Below are 16,619 nucleotides of genomic sequence, written 5' to 3'. Positions count from 1 at the left end.
CCCTTTCCTGCTGGTGCCGGCGCCGGTCACGCGGCGCGCGCGGGCGCATAACGGTTCGCCGGCCGCGACAGGCCGAGGTTGCCCCGCAGCGTCTCGGCCTCGTAGGCGTGCCGGAACAGCCCGCGTCGCTGCAACGCGGGCACGAGTCCGTGCACGATCGCGTCGAGATCGCGCGGGACGGTTCCCGGCCGCAGCCGGAATCCGTCGAGCCCGGCGTGCGCCCACTGGGCGAGCTGATCGGCGAGCGCGTCGGGAGAACCGGCGAAGATCGGCGCGTCGGACCGGTAGGCGGTGCCGTCGGCCTCGTCCAGCCGCTCCTTGCGGGTGATCGCGGCGGCCGGGTCGGCATCGAGGAAGACCACGAACTCACCGAAGACGAGCAGGGGCTGTGCGCTGCGACCCGCTGTGTCCTGTGCCGAGTGGAGGTCGTCGAGAATCGGTGCGACCGCCTCCGGAGTGTGCGGTGTGACGAGTACGACATCGGCGCTGCGCGCGGCAAAGGCATAAGACAAAGCCGCGTGGGCCAGCGCCACCACCGGCGGCTGTCCCTGCGGCGGGCGCGGGGTGATCGAGGGGCCGCGCACGTTGAAGTGCCGGCTTTCGAAGTCGATGTAGTGCAGCTTCTCGCGGTCGACGAACCGGCCGGTGGCGACGTCGCGGATCTCCGCCTCGTCCTCCCAGCTGTCCCAGAGCCGGCGCACCGCCTCGACGTGGTCGCCGGCCTCCTCGAACAGGTCGGCGGGATCCGGGGCCGGGGCACGGCGCCCGAACAGCGGGAACTCGGCGGCCTGCGCGCCGATCTGCGCACGCCAGCCCGCACGGCCGGTGCTCGCGTAGTCGAGGGTCGCAATGGTCTTCGACACGTGGAAGGGTTCGGTGTGCGTGGTGGTCACCGTCGGCACCAGGCCGATGCGCGCGGTCAGGGGTGCGACGCGGGCCGCGACCATGGCGGCGTCGAGGCGGCCGCGGACCCGGTCGGTTCGCCCGTCGTGCCCCGAGGCCGCGTCGGACTGGAGCGGAAATCCGTCCTCGAGGGTGACGAAGTCGAGCAACCCGGACTGCGCGGTGCGCACCTGGTCGAGCCAGTAGTCGGCGCTCAGCAGTCCGACGGCCGGCACGGCATCCGGCTCACGCCACGCCGCCGGATGCCAGCCGGCGCCCTCGAGCGCCACGGCGAGGTGTATCTGCTGCGAGAAAGTCATGTGACCACCACCTGGGTGTTCTTGTGCTCAGGGAAACGGGATCGGGGAGGTGCGGGCCGCGGCGTAGCGGCGGAATGCGCTGCCGTGGGACACCGGCGGCGCGGCACCTCCCGCCGATGGCTCAGCACACCGACGCCTTGGCGTCCGGCGCGAGCGCAGCCGCGGCCACCTCGCCGAGCTCATGAGGCAAGGGGGCGGCGGCAAAGAACCGGGAAGACCGGCGGAGACTCAGCCGATCAGATACACAAGGCGCTGTTGACGCGCGCGAGGTCGACGTGGCGGCGGACGACGAGGTGCGGCGCTGTCAACGCGGCGGGGCGCAAGACGTGGTCCATCTCGCTCACCTCCGCACCTCTCGGGCCCAGGGCCGTTCGTTTCCTTCTCCGAAACTAGACACTGTCCGGCGAGACTGTCAATCAAGGTCCATCCGTCGATCCGCGGACCGTCCCTGACATCTCAGAACCCGAACTTCATCGCCGAGCCGAGGCCGGCAGAGGCGACGCTGCCGGTTCCCGCGCCCGCGCGGCGCGGTTCTACTGCAGCCCGGATCGCACGGACGTGATGCGCTGCGTGTTGAATCCCAGCCAGTGCATCCGGCCGGCGTACCTAGCGTGCTCGACCTTGATGCAGCGATCCACGACGACGGCGAGGCCGGCGGCTTCGGCGGCGGCCGCGGCCGGCTCGTGGACGACCCCGAACTGGCACCACAGCGCCCCGGCGCGGATGTCGACGGCCTCTTCGACGATCTGCGGCAGTGCCTCGGGGGCGCGGAAGACGTTCACGACGTCCACCGGGACGGGGACCTCGCGCAGGCTGGGATAGGACTGCTCGCCGAAGACCTCCTTCTCGCGCGGGTTGACCGGGATCACCCGGTAGCCGTGGCGGGTGAGGTAGTAGCCGACGAAGTGGCTGGCCCGCAGTTCGTTGCCGGACAGGCCGACGATCGCGATCGTGCGGGCCGAGTTGAGCATGCGCTGGATCGTCGTCGGGTCCTGATAGCGCGTGAGATCCGTCATGACGCCGTCGCCTCCTGCTTCACATGGCTGAGGCCCTGCTCCAGGTCCCAGATCAGATCCTGTACGGACTCCAGGCCGACCGAGAGCCGGACGGAACCGGGGCCGACTCCGGCCGCGCGCAGTTCGTCGTCGCCGAGTTGGCGGTGGGTGGTGCTGGCGGGGTGGATCACCAGGCTCTTCGCGTCGCCGACGTTGGCCAGATGGGACCAGAGGGTCAGGCCGCTGATGAAGTCCTGGCCGCCGGCCCGGCCGCCGGGGCAGTCGAAGGAGAACACGGCGCCGGCGCCGCGGGGCAGGTACTTCTCCACCAGCGGGCGGTAGACGCTGCCCGGCAGGCCGGGGTGGGTGACCTTCGAGGCCAGCGGGTGGGTCTGGAGGAACTCGGCGACGGCGAGCGCGTTGGCGACGTGGCGGTCCATGCGCAGCGAGAGCGTCTCCAGGCCCTGCAGGAGCAGGAAGGCGTTGAAGGGCGAGAGCGCGGCGCCCAGGTCGCGCAGAGTCTCGGCGCGCAGCTTCATCAAGAAGCCGTAGGTCCCGAAGGTCTCGTGGAAGCGCAGCCCGTGGTAGGCGGGCGAGGGATCGGCCACCACGGGGAAGCGGCCGTTGGACCAGTCGAATGTCCCGGCCTCGACCACGACGCCGCCGATGCTGGTGCCATGGCCGCCGAGGAACTTCGTCGCCGAGTGGACGACGATGTCCGCGCCCCACTCGATCGGCCGGCACAGGTACGGGGTGGCGAAGGTGTTGTCCACGATCAAGGGCAGTTCGTGCTCGTGCGCGATGGACGCGACCGTCTCGATGTCGAGCACGTTGCCGGCCGGGTTGCCGATCGTCTCGCCGAAGAAGGCCTTCGTCTCGGCGCGCACCGCCTTGCGCCACGCGTCCGGGTCGTCCGGGTCGACCCAGGACAGCTCCACGCTCATCTTGCGCAGCAGGTGCTTGAGCTGGTTGACCGTGCCGCCGTAGAGCGCGGAGGAGGCCACGACGTGGTCCCCGGGCTGCAGGAGCGTGAACAGCGCGGCCGCCTGGGCGGCGATCCCGCTGGCGAAGGCGACCGCTCCGCTCCCACCTTCGAGATTCGCGACGCGTTCTTCGAACACCGCGACGGTGGGGTTCATGATCCGTGAGTACGTGTTGCCGTACTCCTGCAGATTGAAGTACGCCGCAGCCGATTCCGGATCCTCGAACACGTAGCTGGTGGTCTGGAAGATCGGCACCGCCCGAGCTCCGGTGTTCGGGTCCGGCCGCTGCCCGGCGTGCAGCTGCCGGGTCTCGAAGTCGAACTCGCGGGCCTGCTCGACACGGTACGGCCGTGCGTCCATCGGCGCCTCCATCTTCGGGTCCGTAGTCATCGTCGCGCATCGCCGCCGGCGAGGAAGCGGCGAACCAAGGGTGTCTGCCGCGCTTCCTCGAGCAGGAAGCAGTCGTGCCCGTACGGGGCGTCGATCACGTGGCACTCGACCGGCTTGCCCAGATCCTCGAGCGCCCGCGCGATCTCCTGCGACGCGGACGGCGGGTAGAGCCAGTCCGAGCTGAAAGCTATCAACAGAGTCCGGGCCATGATGCCCTCGAGCGCCCGGGCGAGCGAGCCGCCGCCGTGCCCGCGCGCGAGATCGAAGTAGGTGAGCGCACGGGAGAGCAGGAGGTAGGTGTTGGCGTCGAACCGCTTGACGAACGAGCCGGCCTGGTGGCGCAGGTAGCTTTCGACCTCGAACTCGGGCTCGGTGACCGTGTAGGCGATCTCGTCCGCGGATTGCAGCCTCCTGCCGAACTTCTCCGCCAGCGCCGGTGCGGACAGGTAGGTGACGTGTCCGACCATCCGGGCCACGCCCATGCCGGCATCGGGTGCGCGGCCTGTGCCGTGATAGCGGCCGCCCTGCCAGTCCGGGTCGCGCATGATGGCCTCGCGCGCGATCGCGTTCCAGGCCATGCCCTGCGGATGCAGCGCGTGTGTGCCGGCGATCGCGACGACGGCGTCGACCTGGTCGGGGTAGCGCACCGCCCACTCCAGCGCCTGCATGCCGCCGAGCGAGCCGCCGGCCACCGCGGCGAGCCGCTCGATGCCGAGCTGGTCCAGGAAGAGCCGCTCGGTGCGCACCATGTCCGCGACGGTCAGGACGGGGAAATCGGGTCCGTAGGCTTCGCCGGTGCGCGGATCGATCGACGACGGCCCGGTCGTGCCGCGGCAACCGCCGAGCAGATTCGTGGCCACGATGTGGTAGTGATCGGTGTCGAAGGCCTTGCCGGGCCCGATCATGCCGTCCCACCAGCCCAGGGCACCGCGCGCCGCGCCGTCCCGGTCCTCGGCTGCGAAGCCGTCGCGGGTCCCGTGAGCCGTGGGCGCGGCGGACAGGCCGGCGGCGTGGGCATCACCGCTCAGGGCGTGGCAGACCAGGATCACGTTGTCGCGCTCGGGCGAGAGCGATCCGTACGTCTCGTACGCGACACGGACCGGAAACAGACTTCGTCCACAGTCCAGCGGCACGGGTTCCGGGAGGTCGAGATACCGCGTCTCCACGGTCCCGACCGATGCGGCGGACACCGTAGAAGCCTTATCTCTCATAAGGACTATGGTAACCCGATATTCCGATGCTATCGTCACGGCCCTGAGGGGCTTTGTCGAAAGACATCGCATTGGAAACATGCCCGAAACACATAAAGGAGTGTCTCAGCCATGACGACGGTTACCAACGGAGTCAACGTGCAGGCCCTACTCGAGGCACGGGAAGCGCTGAAGGCGGCGCCCGAGGCCGCCCAGTTCACCTGGCGCGCGTCGTCCGTCTGGAAGGACGGGGTGCACAGCCGCACGACGGTTCAGAATTTCTTCGGCCTCGGCCAGGAGCAGAACCACAAGAGCGAATCCGTGTTCGATGCCGACCACCCGGAGATCTTCGCGGCCGAGGACAACGGCATCACTCCGATCGAGTATCTTCTGGTCGGCCTCGCCGGCTGCCTCACCGCGGGCGTCGCGTCCGTCGCGCAGAACCGCGGGATCCAGCTGCGCTCGGTCACCTCGACCGTCGAGGGCTCGCACGACATCCGCGGGATCCTCGGCGCGGACAGCGACGTGCGCAACGGCTTCAACGACATCAAGGTGACCTTCACCATCGACGCGGACGCCTCCCCGCAGGAGATCGAAGCCCTGGTCGCCCAGTCGCAGAAGCGTTCGGCCGTGTTCGACGCGCTCACCAACCCGACCGACGTGACCGTCGAGGTCGCATGAGCGGGTCGACGCCGAACCGATGACGAACACGCACGTCGAACGCACCGCGGCCGTGGTGATCGGCGCCGGGCACGCGGGACTCGCGGCGAGCTGCCTCCTCGGCGCCCGGGGCATCGACCACGTCGTGCTCGAGCGCGGACAGGTGGCCAACGCCTGGCGGCGGGAGCGCTGGGACTCGTTGCGGCTGCTCACGCCGAACTGGCTCAGCCGGCTGCCCGGCCACCCCTACCGCGGCGCGGATCCCGACGGCTACATGACGATGCCCGAGGTGGTGGAGTTCATCGAGGGCTTCGCCTCGGCCCACCGCGCTCCGGTGCGCACCGAGACCGAAGTCCGCTCGGTACGCCGCACCGACGACGGGTACCGGGTGGGCACCGAGCACGGCGAGATTCACGGCCGCACCGTGGTGATCGCCAGCGGGGCGTGCAACCTCCCCTCGGTACCGCAGCTCGCGCAGGCGGTACCGGAGGGGATCAGACAATTGACCCCGTTCGACTATTCCAGTCCCGGGCAGCTGCCGGACGGTGGCGTGCTGGTGGTCGGCGCGTCCGCGACCGGCGTGCAGTTGGCCGAGGAGATCGCGCGCTCCGGGCGCCCGGTGACGCTCTCGGTGGGCGAGCACGTGCGGTTGCCGCGCACGTATCGGGGCCGCGACGTGCTGTGGTGGATGGACGCCTCGGGCGTGTGGAATCAGCGCCACGACGAGCTCGACGACCTGACTCGTGCCCGCAGGCTTCCCTCGCCCCAGCTCATCGGCAGCCCCGAGCGCCGGACCCTGGACATCAACTCCCTGATCGACCTCGGGGTCGAGCCGGTGGGCCGTTGGGCCGCCGTCCGAGACGGCTGCGCGCTGTTCTCCGGCGGTCTGCGCAACACCTTCGCCCTCGCGGACTTGAAGATGCAGCGCCTGCTGGACGCCTTCGACGCGTGGGCCGACGGCCGCCCCGACGCCGAGGTCGAAGCGCCGGAACGCTTCGCGCCGAGCCGGGTGCCGCCGTTGGCGCGCTGGCGCATCGATCTGCGCAGCGGCGAGATCCGTACGATCGTGTGGGCCACCGGGTTCCGGCCCGACTATCGGTGGCTGGACGTGCCCGTCCTCGACGCGAAGGGTAGCCTGCGGCACGAGGGCGGAGTCGTCGAGAGCCCGGGGCTCTACGCCCTCGGTCTGCCCGTGCTGCGCCGCCGGAAGTCGACCTTCATCCACGGCATCGAGGACGACGCACGCGAGGTCGTCGACGAGCTCGCGGGCTACCTCGCGGGCACCGACCGAAGGACGGCGTATGCACACTGAACCCGCCACGCTCCCCGTCATCGACATCTCCCGATTCCGCGGCCCGGACCGCGGCGAGTTCCTCGACGACCTGCGCCACGCCGCGCACGAGGTCGGATTCTTCTACGTCACCGGCCACGGCGTCTCCGCGCAGTTGCGGGCCCGCATGCTGGCCGTGGCGAAGACGTTCTTCGCGTTGCCCGAGCCGGCCCGCTTGGAGATCGAGAATCTGAACTCGCCTCAGTTCCGCGGCTACACCCGGGTCGGCACCGAGCACACGCGCGGGGCTCCCGACTGGCGCGAGCAGATCGACATCGGGCCGGAGCGCGTCGCGCTCGGGCCCGCAGCCGGCCGGCCGGCGTATCTGCGGCTGATCGGCCCGAACCTGTGGCCTTCCGCGCTGCCCGACCTGCGACCGATCGTGCTGCTCTGGCAGAACGAGGCGCTGCGGGTCAGCCGGGAGGTGCTGCGTGCGCTGGCCGCCGCCCTCGGGCAGGACGAGGGGTACTTCGACGGCTGGTTCGACAACGAGGCCGCCGTCAGCCTCAAGATCGTGCACTATCCCCCGCGCCCGGCCGCGGACGCCGAGCAGGGTGTGGGAGCGCACAAGGACTACGGCTACCTCGCGCTGTTGCAGCAGGACGAGGTCGGCGGCCTTCAGGTGCGCGGCCCCGACGGCGCCTGGATCGACGCGGTGCCGCTGCCGGACGCCTTCGTGTTCAACATCGGCGAGATGCTGGAGATCGCCACCCAGGGCTACCTCAAGGCCACCGACCACCGCGTGATCAGCCCTGCCGCAGGCGTGGACCGGTATTCGATCCCGTTCTTCCTCGGCCCCCGGCTGGACGCGGTCGTCGAGCCGCTGGCGCTGCCCCCGGAGCTCGCGGCGCAGGCGCTCGGGGTGACGCAGGATCCGGACAATCCGCTGCTCGAGGCGTTCGGTGAGAACGCCTTGACCGGGTGGCTGCGCTCGCATCCGCGGGTGGCCCGGCGCTGGTGGTCCGACGTGCTGGCGGCGCGGGGGCAGGGGTGAGCCCTCGCTCGGGCCAGCCCGCGGTCAGGGGCGGCGCGGGGTCACGGTGAGCGGGTTGCGGTAGAGCGCGTCCAGGATCGCGGAGCCGGCCGCCGCGGCGAGGGTGAACCCCGGGAAGCTCGAGGGTACGACGCGGGTGGCGGTGTCGATCCGGATGCGGGAGCTGGACGCGATCTCGGCGCGCAGGGCCGCCAGCGCGGACGGCAGGGTCCTGACAGCCGGTTCGGCCACGACCACGAGCTCGGGGTTGAAGACGTCGATCAGCATCGCGGCGCCCTGTCCGATAAGGCGGGCGCGCTCGACCAGGAGGTCGACGGCACCCGCGTTTCCCCTGCGGGCAGCGGTGAGCAGCGCCGCGAAGTCGTCCGGCGCCGCGATGCCGATCTCCCCGGCGCGAAGGGCGAGCGTGCGCTCCGAGACCGAGGCCTGGAAGCAGCCGATTCGTCCGCACGGACAGGGCTCGGCGCTGCCGGCGAGCGGCAGATGCGCGATGACGCCGGCTTGGGAGCGCGGCCCGTAGTGCGCCGCGTCTTCCAGCGCGAAGGCGGCTTCGACGACGTTGCCGACGAACAGGTGCAGCACACTGCGGGCGCCGCGGGCCGCGCCGAAGAGCCGTTCACCGTGCAGCAGGGCCCGCGCGTGACTGTCGACGTAGACGGGCAGGCCGGTGCACTCGCCCAGCAGCTCGCCGACTCGCACCTGCTTCCAGCCGAGCATCGCGTGCTCGACGACGGTACCCGTGTCCTGGTCCACCCAGCCGCCGCAGGCGACGCCGATACCGAGTGGGACGGCCCCCTCGGCGTACGCGCGCAGCAGGTCGAGCAGCTGCCGGGCGGCGCTGCGGACGGTGTCGGCCGCTGACGTGGCCTCATGCGGGATCCGGCGGCTCGTCAGGACCCGGCCTCGCAGGTCGAGCACCGCGACGGTGACGTGTGGAACCGCGATGTGGACGGCCCCGACTACATGGCGGGCGGTATCGATGTCCACTGGCAGGTGCGGGCGGCCGAGGCCGTTCGAGCGCGTCTGCTCCGGCAGGTCGCGCAGCAGGCCGAGTGCGATCAGGTCGGTGCAGTGGCCGGTCATCGAGGCCGGCGACAGGCCGGTCAGGCGGGCGATCGTGCTGCGGGCGACCGGACCGTGCGCAAGCACCGCGCGCAGCACCGCTCCGGCATTCGCCTCCCGCCGCCCGGCGGTGGCCAGGCGCGCCTCGGCGGAGACACGGGTGGTCCTGCGGGTTGTGCCGGGACGGCTGCTGGAAGGGGATTGCACCGGATGTCGCCTCCGACCGCGCGGCTGAGTGGGGGGACGGGTCGTCTCATGCGCGGCGTCAGGCTTGGGCGCGCGGGCCGGCGCCTCGACACTGCGCGGTTACCGGCCGGCACGGGACGGTGTACCGCGACGTCCTGAGACGAGGAATCCGGAAGGCCATACTGCACAGAACGTAAGTCGCCGATGCGTCTATTCCCTTGTCCGGACGGGCGAATCCTCGGCTTCCGCTCCGGTCCGCCGAGTGTCGGCGAGACTCGTCGCGGTTGCGCCGCCCCTGTTCACCGGATGACCGCTCCCCCGGGTTTCGGCTGGATTATTTCAGAACGGAGGAAAGGCCCGCGTGTTGACGAGCGGGAAACACGCTGCGATCGTAGAGGCATGACCTCAGGCGCCTGTCTCGTGGCCCGCCTGCACGTCGACCTTCGGCGGCAGGCGAGTGCCGTCTGTTCCGTTTCTCGGTAGGCAGCTTCCCCACCGGTCGTTCTCGCGTCCGCCGCTGCCCTTTCCGTTGCCCCGCGCGCTTTCGGCAACCATTCCAGTGCCCTGAAATCCCCTGATGCGCGCCCTGGCACGTTCTCGCACCGACCGCGATTGCCTGCGGTCACCGCCGCGTTCTCCCTTCTCCTGAAAGGCTCATTCCGCCATGTCGGAAAACAAGCTCACCATAGCCCGCGTCGCCGGCCGCATCGGCGCCGAGATCGGCGGGGTCGACCTCGCCGAACCGCTCGAGGAACAGACCGTCGCCACGATCCGCGCCGCGCTGCTCGAGCACAAGGTCGTCTTCTTCCGCGCGCAGCGTCTGGACCACGGTTCCCAGATCGCCTTCGCGCGCCAGTTCGGCGAACTCACCCACGCCCACCCGCACGAGGACGCCCCGCCGGAGGCGTTCCCGCAGATCCTGACCATCGACCCGGACCGCTACGCGCACAAGTACGGCGAGGACTACCGGCAGGAGTACCGCAAGCGCCAGTACTCGTACTTCGCCGGGTGGCACACCGACGTCACCGCCGCGGTCAACCCGCCGGCCGCCTCCATCCTGCGGGCCGAGACCGTGCCCGAGTTCGGCGGCGACACCCAGTGGACGAACCTCGTCGCCGCCTACCAGGGCCTCAGCAGCCCCCTGCAGCGGCTGGCCGAATCTCTGCGGGCGGTGCACCGCTTCCGCATTCCGACCGACGGGGAGTCGAAGCTGAGCCGGCGCATCAACGACAACCTTCTGATAGCCGAGCACCCGGTGGTGCGGGTGCACCCCGAGACCGGGGAGCGCGCGCTGTTCGTCAACCCGGGCTTCACCGACCACATCGTCGGACTCAACGCGGTGGAGTCCCGGCGTGTGCTCGATCTCTTCTATGAGCACTTGACCCGACCGGAGTACATCGTCCGCTTCCGCTGGCGCGCCGGCGACGTCGCCTTCTGGGACAACCGCGCCACCGCCCACCTCGCCCCGACCGACCTGGACCACCTGAACGTCCAGCGCACCCTGCACCGCGTCACCCTGATCGGCGACCGCCCGGTGGGCGTCGACGGACGGGAGTCCGAGCTCATCGCGGGCAGGCCCTTCCTGGCCGAGAGCGCCGTCGTGGCGTCATGACGATTCTTCGCGCCCGGTGCGGCGGAGGCGAGCGAAGCGCCGAGCCGCCGACGGTGCGGCGGCACCGCGGGGAGAGCCGCAGAGGGCCGGTCGCCCTGGCTCCGCGCCGGAAGGCTCGCCATCTTCGTTTCCGACGTCGCCCAATCAATTTCGTGCGCTACCTCCAGGAGGCCGTCTTGTTACATCATCGCATGCGAATGTCGAGCTTGCGTGCGTCAGCCGGCCCTGAGCGCCGGCTGACGGCGCGGTCGGCGACCTGCGACGCCGAGTCCGCTTCGGGGCCGCTCCGGCGTGGGGCCGGCCGACCGTGACGCTCTTCACCACCAACCAGGACCTCTCGCCCGAGGCTCTGCGCGAGGTCTTCGGCGCGTTCCCCTCCGGCGTCGTCGCCCTCGTCGCCTTCGTGGACGACGAACCGGTCGGACTCGCGGCCAGTTCCTTCACCTCGGTGAGCCTGGACCCGCCACTGGTGTCGATCTCGATCGCGAACGGCTCGAAGACGTGGCCGGGGCTGCGGGGCGCCACGCATCTGGGCATCACCGTCCTCGCCGATCACCATCGCGGGTTCGCCCGGCAGTTGGCGGGGCCGGTCGGCTCACGGTTCGAAGGGATCCTGCTCGCACGCACCGAGGAGGGGTCAGGATTCGTCGTGGACGGTCTGGCCCACTTCAACACCAGCGTCTATCGCGAGGTCGAGGCGGGGGATCACACAGTCGTCCTGCTTCGCGTACACGCCAGGACGGCGGCCGCCGACGGCCAGCCGCTGGTCTTCCACCGCAGCGGATTCCGCACGCTGGCCGCCTGATCATCTCGCGATCGTCGAAGAAGGACTCATGGAATTCCTTTGGTATGTCCCGAACACCATCGAACCCGGCCACCGCGGCGACGACACCGTCGGCGGCTGGGGGACGCTTGACTTCACCGTTGACCTCGCCACCACGGCTGAACGCCACGGCTGGTCCGGCGCGCTGTTCGGAACCGGGTGGGGGCGCCCCGACACGTTCACCGTCGGCGCCGTGATCGCGGCTCGCACGAGCACGTTCAAGCCGCTCGTGGCGATCCGGCCCGGCTACTGGCGGCCGGCGCATTTCGCCAGTTCGGCCGCGACGCTCTCCCATCTGTCCGGCGGCCGGCTGCTGATCAACATCGTCAGCGGTCAGGACAATCTCGCCGCATACGGCGACGCCGAGGGCGACCAGGCGCAGCGCTACGCACGGACGAAGGAGTTCATGCGTATCGCCCGGCTGTTGTGGACGCAGGAGAACGTCACCTTCGAAGGTGAGCACTTCAGGGTGGCCGGCTCCACGGTCGTGCCGCGGCTGCCCGAGGGCGGACCGCGCCTCTACTTCGGCGGTGCATCCACGGCGGCGGAACGGGTCGCCGCGACCGAGGCCGATGTCCAGCTGTTCTGGGGCGAGCCGCTGGACGGCATCGCGGAGCGGATCGATCGACTCCGTTCGCTCAGCCGGGACCTGGACCGTGACCTGGCACCGTTGGAGTTCGGGTTGCGGATCACCACACTCGTGCGCGACACCGAGGAGGAGGCCTGGCGCGACGCGGAGGCGAAGATCGAGCAACTCGCCGCACGCAACGGCGTGCCACGCGTTCGGAAGGCCGCGGTCGGCCAGCAGCGGCTCCTCGATCTCGCCGAGCGCGGCGAGGTCCTCGACGATTGCCTGTTCACCACTCCTGGCCGTTTCGGCGGCGGTGGGGCCGGCACGACCTGGCTGGTCGGTTCGGCCGACCAGGTCGCCGCGGCCCTGCGCAAGTACGCCGACCTCGGTGTCACCCACTTCGTCCTGTCGGATACGCCGTACAAGCGAGAGACCGCGCGCGTGGGCGACGCGCTGATCGGGCGGCTGCGCGAACCGGTCGCGGCCTGAGCCGGGACGTCTCCCCCTTCACTTCCCATCGACCTGGAAAGGCCGAGTTTCATGACCAACCGAGCTCATTCCCTTCGCCGAGCCGCCGCAGCGCTCGGGGCCGCGATCGCGGCCGTCGGGGGGCTGACGGCCTGCGGCTCCTCCAGCGGCCCGTCGCTGTCCCTGACGGCCGCCCTGCCCGACAGGGTGCCGTCCGGCACGGTCTTACGCATGGGTGACCCCTCGGCGCAGATCGCGATTCAAGCCGCCGGTCTGGACAAACAACTCGCGGCCGAGGGGGTCGAGATCCAGTGGGCCAACATCAGCGGCGGCCCGGACAGCATCAAGGCCTTCCGCGGCAACCAGCTCGACTGCAGTTCGGTCGCGGACATCCCGTCGCTCTTCGCCCACTGGACCGGCACGTCGACTCAGATCGTGTTCCAGTCGGTGACCGTCGATCCGCTCGCGCACCCGATCTACAAGCTCGGTATCGCTCCCGGCGACGATATCAAGACGCTGTCCGACCTCAAGGGCAAGAAGGTCGCCTACAGCGCCGGCCAGGCCCAGGGAGCGCTCGTGCTTCGGCTGCTGCAGAAGGCCGGGCTCACTAAGAACGACGTCACGCTCGTGGACCTGCCGAGCACGGCGAGCACCTACAACCAGGCGCTCGGTAGCCACGCGGTCGACGTCGCGCCGCTCGGGGCCAGCACGATCGTGACGTACCTGAAGCAGTACCCAGGCTCGTCGGCGATAGACACCGGTATTCGAGACGACGCCTCGACGCTGTACTGCCTCACGTCCTCGGTTCAGGACGCAGGCAAAGCCGCCGCCCTTCGGGACTATGTCGCCGCCCGCACCAAGGCGCTGCTGTGGGAGAACGCCCACCCGGACCAGTGGGCGCAGCTCTACTACGAGCAGAACCAAGGCCTGAGCGCCGCCGACGCGCAGCACGCCGTCCAGGTCAAGGGCCAGATCGGCATCCCGGCGAACTGGACGAACGCCGACACCCGGCTCCAGGCGACCGCCGATCTTCTGGCGGAGGATCAGGGCAACGCGAAGTTCGACGTCTCCACGATCGTCGACACGCGTTTCGCGCAGGTGGAGGCCGCAGCGGCGGGCTCGGACGTGGTGACGGGAGACGCATCATGACCAGCGCAGCACTCGCAACAGTCCTAGCCGAGCCGTCGACCCAAGACGTACGCGTGGTGCGCCGTCGGCTCGGGCCGGGCCGCCGGGTCCGCCTCGCCTTCTGGATCGGCCCGTCGCTGCTGCTGGCCATCTGGGTGACCGGGTCCTCGACCGGCTTCATCGCCCCCCAGGTGCTCACCGCGCCCTGGGATGTGGTGAAGGAGTTCGGCGACCAGTGGAGCAACCACGACCTGCTCGGCAACATCGCGACATCGGTCCAGCGCGCCGCGCTCGGCTTGCTGATCGGTACGGCGGCGGGCTTCCTGCTCGCGCTCGTCTCCGGACTGTCCCGGCTCGGCGAAGCCGTCATCGACGGGCCGATCCAGATCAAGCGCGCCGTTCCGACGCTGGCGCTGATCCCGCTCTTCGTGGCCTGGTTCGGCATCGGCGAGCAGATGAAGGTCATCACGATCGCGTTGATCTCCATGATCCCGATCTACGTCAACACCCACAACGGTCTTCGCGGCATCGACAACCGCTACGCCGAACTCGCCGAGACCCTCGACATCAGGCGCGGCGCGTTCCTGCGCCACGTGGTGCTGCCCGGCGCGCTGCCCGGCTTCCTGCTGGGACTCAGGTTCGCGGTGACCTCCGCGATGCTCGGCCTAGTCGTCGTCGAGCAATACAACTCGCTCTCCGGCATCGGCCACATGATGACGCTGGCTCAGGAGTACGGGGAGACGTCGGTCATCGTCGTCGGGCTCGTCCTTTACGGCGTCTACGGCTTCCTCGCGGACGCCGCTGTCCGGCTCGTGGAGAGGAAGGCACTGTCATGGCGACGGACGTTGGAGGGCTGAGCACGGCTGCGGCTGGTCTCGAGGGGCCCTCCTCGTCTCCGAAGGGCGTCATGGTCCGCAACCTGCACCGCAGCTTCAACCGGTCCGGCGGAGTACTCAAAGGTCTGGATCTCGATATCGCGCCAGGTGAGTTCGTCGCGCTGATCGGTCGTTCCGGCAGCGGCAAGAGCACTCTGCTGCGCGCGCTGGCCGGGCTCGACCGGGACGTCGAGGGCTACGGCCGGATCGCGGTTCCGGAGCAGGTGTCGGTCGTCTTCCAGGACTCCCGGCTGCTGCCGTGGAAGCGGCTGCTGGCCAACGTGACCTTCGGCATCGAGGGCAGGGACGCCGTCGAGCGGGGAGTACGAGCGCTGGCCGAAGTCGGCCTCGCGGGCCGCGAACGGGCCTGGCCGGCCGAACTGTCCGGCGGCCAGCAGCAGCGCGCCGCTCTCGCCCGCTCGCTGGTGCGCGAACCGCGGCTGCTCCTCGCCGACGAGCCGTTCGGCGCACTCGACGCGCTGACCCGGCTGCAGATGCACGAACTGCTGCGCAGGCTCTGCGCCGTGCACAAGCCCGCGGTACTCCTGGTGACCCACGACGTCGACGAGGCGATCGTGCTCGCCGACCGGGTGATCCTGCTCGACGGCGGGGTTGTCGACACCGACATCCGGATCGACCTCGAGGAAAGGTCCCAGGCGGACCCAGGCTTCGCCGCACTGCGTCGGCAGTTGCTCGACGCTCTGGGAGCCACCGGCGAGCACCTCGGATCCGACTTCATCGCTCCCGGCACGCGCCGGGCCTTTTAGCATAAGGACACCTCTCCATGGGCACAGCGAAAACCACGAAGAAGCTCCATCTCAACGCGTTCCTCATGGACACCGGTCATCACGAGGCATCGTGGCGCCTGCCGGAGTCCGACCCGTACGCGATCTGGGACGTCGCCTACTACCAGCGCCTCGCCCAGACCGCCGAGCGCGGCAGGCTCGACTCGATCTTCTTCGCCGACAGCCCGGTCCAGGGCCACGACCCCTCGCGGCGTCCGCCGGGCAAACTCGAGCCGACCGTGCTGCTGACCGCCATCGCCTGCGCCACCGAGCACATCGGCCTGATCGCCACCGCGTCCACCTCGTACAACGAGCCGTTCAACCTGGCCCGGCGCTTCGCGTCGGTGGACATCGCCTCGAAAGGCCGGGTCGGGTGGAACATCGTGACCACCGCCGGAGCCGACGCCGCGCGCAACTTCGGCCTCGACGAAGTGCCGCTGCACAAGGAGCGGTACGAGCGGGCCGACGAATTCGTCGACGTGGCCACCAAGCTGTGGGACAGCTGGGCCGACGACGCGACGATCGCGGACAAGGAGTCCGGCGTGCACACCTTGCGGGACAAGGTCCGCCCGATCAACCACCGCGGCCGGTTCTTCCGCGTGGACGGCCCGCTGAACTCACCCCGCCCGCCCCAGGGCTGGCCACTGCTGGTCCAGGCAGGCTCTTCCGAGGATGGCAAGGAATTCGCGGCGAAATGGGCCGAGGCGGTCTTCACCGCCCAGCAGACGCTGGAGGACTCACAGACCTTCTACGCCGACCTGAAGGCCCGTGCCGCCGCCCATGGACGCGACTCGGAGAGCATCAAGATCCTGCCCGGCATCGTCCCGGTGATCGGCGACACCGAGGGCGAGGCCCGGGACCTTGAGGACCAGCTCGAGCGTCTGATCAACCCGGAACACCAGAAGCGCAACCTCGCGGCCCGCTTCAACCTCGATCCCGACTCGCTCGACCTCGACCAGCCGCTGCCGCTGGACCTGCTGCCCAAGGAGGACGACATCGAGGAGGCCAAGAGCCGCTACACCCTAATCGTCGACCTGGCCACGCGGGAGAACCTGACGGTGCGCCAGCTGATCGCCCGCCTCGGCGGCGGTCGCGGCCACCGCACTTTCACCGGCACGCCGGTGCAGGTCGCCAACACCATCCAGCACTACTTCGAGAACGGCGCCGCCGACGGCTTCAACGTCATGCCGGCCGTCATCCCATCAGGCCTCGAGGCGTTCGTGGACAAGGTGGTCCCGATCCTGCAGGAACGCGGCCTGTTCCGCACGGAGTACGAGGGCACCACGCTGCGCGACCGCTACGGCCTGCCCCGCCCGGCCAACCGGATCCACGACGTGACCCGCGACAAGGTGAGCGCTTGATGCG

The 16,619-nt window shown here is 70.0% G+C and carries 16 protein-coding genes; 10 read left to right on the top strand and 6 right to left on the bottom strand.

Translation table 11 applies throughout. The features are described 5' to 3' along the window. Window positions 1-26: 26 nt before the first annotated feature. The 5 genes from ACTRO_RS03605 to metX form a co-directional block, all read right to left on the bottom strand. Window positions 27-1,202: an LLM class flavin-dependent oxidoreductase gene (locus ACTRO_RS03605; RefSeq protein ID WP_034261125.1), complete on the bottom strand. Its 1,176-nt coding sequence runs from the start codon at window positions 1,200-1,202 to the stop codon at window positions 27-29. A gap of 236 nt (window positions 1,203-1,438) precedes the next feature. Next, window positions 1,439-1,537, bottom strand: coding sequence for a putative leader peptide (locus tag ACTRO_RS50695; protein WP_342673742.1), 99 nt, complete (start codon window positions 1,535-1,537; stop codon window positions 1,439-1,441). Window positions 1,538-1,735: 198 nt separating this feature from the next. Further along, complete coding sequence (locus ACTRO_RS03600) at window positions 1,736-2,218, bottom strand: CoA-binding protein (RefSeq protein WP_034261123.1); 483 nt, start codon at window positions 2,216-2,218, stop codon at window positions 1,736-1,738. Beyond that, window positions 2,215-3,540, bottom strand: coding sequence for an O-acetylhomoserine aminocarboxypropyltransferase/cysteine synthase family protein (locus ACTRO_RS03595; RefSeq protein ID WP_034272919.1), 1,326 nt, complete (start codon window positions 3,538-3,540; stop codon window positions 2,215-2,217). Before ACTRO_RS03595 ends, ACTRO_RS03600 begins: the two co-directional genes overlap by 4 nt. Before the next feature lie 26 nt (window positions 3,541-3,566). Then, a complete protein-coding gene (metX, locus tag ACTRO_RS03590) occupies window positions 3,567-4,781 on the bottom strand; it encodes a homoserine O-acetyltransferase MetX (RefSeq protein ID WP_034261121.1) in 1,215 nt (404 codons plus the stop codon). Window positions 4,782-4,892: 111 nt separating this feature from the next. On the opposite strand from metX, the gene ACTRO_RS03585 reads away from it, so the two are divergent. The 3 genes from ACTRO_RS03585 to ACTRO_RS03575 are packed head-to-tail and all read left to right on the top strand — an operon-like array spanning window position 4,893 to window position 7,744. Beyond that, on the top strand, window positions 4,893-5,441 hold the full coding sequence (locus ACTRO_RS03585) for an OsmC family protein (RefSeq protein WP_034261119.1): 549 nt from the start codon (window positions 4,893-4,895) through the stop codon (window positions 5,439-5,441). A 19-nt stretch (window positions 5,442-5,460) separates the two neighbouring features. Beyond that, window positions 5,461-6,732: an NAD(P)-binding domain-containing protein gene (locus ACTRO_RS03580; RefSeq protein ID WP_034261117.1), complete on the top strand. Its 1,272-nt coding sequence runs from the start codon at window positions 5,461-5,463 to the stop codon at window positions 6,730-6,732. Beyond that, window positions 6,722-7,744 carry an isopenicillin N synthase family dioxygenase gene (locus tag ACTRO_RS03575; RefSeq protein ID WP_034261115.1) on the top strand — a complete coding sequence of 341 codons (1,023 nt, stop codon included), beginning with the start codon at window positions 6,722-6,724 and terminating at the stop codon, window positions 7,742-7,744. The genes ACTRO_RS03580 and ACTRO_RS03575 overlap by 11 nt, the downstream gene beginning before the upstream one ends. 24 nt (window positions 7,745-7,768) lie before the next feature. Here the strand turns inward: ACTRO_RS03575 and ACTRO_RS03570 are convergent, their stop codons facing one another. After that, complete coding sequence (locus ACTRO_RS03570; RefSeq protein ID WP_084315941.1) at window positions 7,769-9,013, bottom strand: ROK family protein; 1,245 nt, start codon at window positions 9,011-9,013, stop codon at window positions 7,769-7,771. 643 nt (window positions 9,014-9,656) lie between these two features. On the opposite strand from ACTRO_RS03570, the gene ACTRO_RS03565 reads away from it, so the two are divergent. From ACTRO_RS03565 to ACTRO_RS03535, 7 genes are all read left to right on the top strand, one after another. Then, a complete protein-coding gene (locus tag ACTRO_RS03565; protein ID WP_034261113.1) occupies window positions 9,657-10,604 on the top strand; it encodes a TauD/TfdA dioxygenase family protein in 948 nt (315 codons plus the stop codon). A 307-nt stretch (window positions 10,605-10,911) separates the two neighbouring features. After that, window positions 10,912-11,409 carry a flavin reductase family protein gene (locus ACTRO_RS03560; RefSeq protein WP_034261111.1) on the top strand — a complete coding sequence of 166 codons (498 nt, stop codon included), beginning with the start codon at window positions 10,912-10,914 and terminating at the stop codon, window positions 11,407-11,409. A gap of 28 nt (window positions 11,410-11,437) precedes the next feature. Further along, window positions 11,438-12,487 (top strand): LLM class flavin-dependent oxidoreductase, encoded by a 1,050-nt coding sequence (locus tag ACTRO_RS03555; RefSeq protein WP_034261109.1) that lies wholly within the window; start codon window positions 11,438-11,440, stop codon window positions 12,485-12,487. Between the two features lie 51 nt (window positions 12,488-12,538). Then, window positions 12,539-13,615, top strand: coding sequence for an ABC transporter substrate-binding protein (locus tag ACTRO_RS03550; protein WP_034261107.1), 1,077 nt, complete (start codon window positions 12,539-12,541; stop codon window positions 13,613-13,615). Then, window positions 13,612-14,451, top strand: a complete 840-nt coding sequence (locus ACTRO_RS03545; RefSeq protein WP_034261105.1) for an ABC transporter permease — start codon at window positions 13,612-13,614, stop codon at window positions 14,449-14,451. The genes ACTRO_RS03550 and ACTRO_RS03545 overlap by 4 nt, the downstream gene beginning before the upstream one ends. After that, window positions 14,427-15,236, top strand: coding sequence for an ABC transporter ATP-binding protein (locus ACTRO_RS03540; RefSeq protein ID WP_034261103.1), 810 nt, complete (start codon window positions 14,427-14,429; stop codon window positions 15,234-15,236). Before ACTRO_RS03545 ends, ACTRO_RS03540 begins: the two co-directional genes overlap by 25 nt. Before the next feature lie 17 nt (window positions 15,237-15,253). Further along, window positions 15,254-16,615 (top strand): LLM class flavin-dependent oxidoreductase, encoded by a 1,362-nt coding sequence (locus ACTRO_RS03535; protein ID WP_034261102.1) that lies wholly within the window; start codon window positions 15,254-15,256, stop codon window positions 16,613-16,615. Window positions 16,616-16,619 lie beyond the last annotated feature (4 nt).

Origin of the sequence: Actinospica robiniae DSM 44927 (assembly GCF_000504285.1) — a bacterium.
GTDB lineage: Bacteria > Actinomycetota > Actinomycetes > Streptomycetales > Catenulisporaceae > Actinospica > Actinospica robiniae.
Note: the sequence above shows the minus strand (reverse complement) of the source record. Positions and strands in the feature narration are given on the sequence as shown.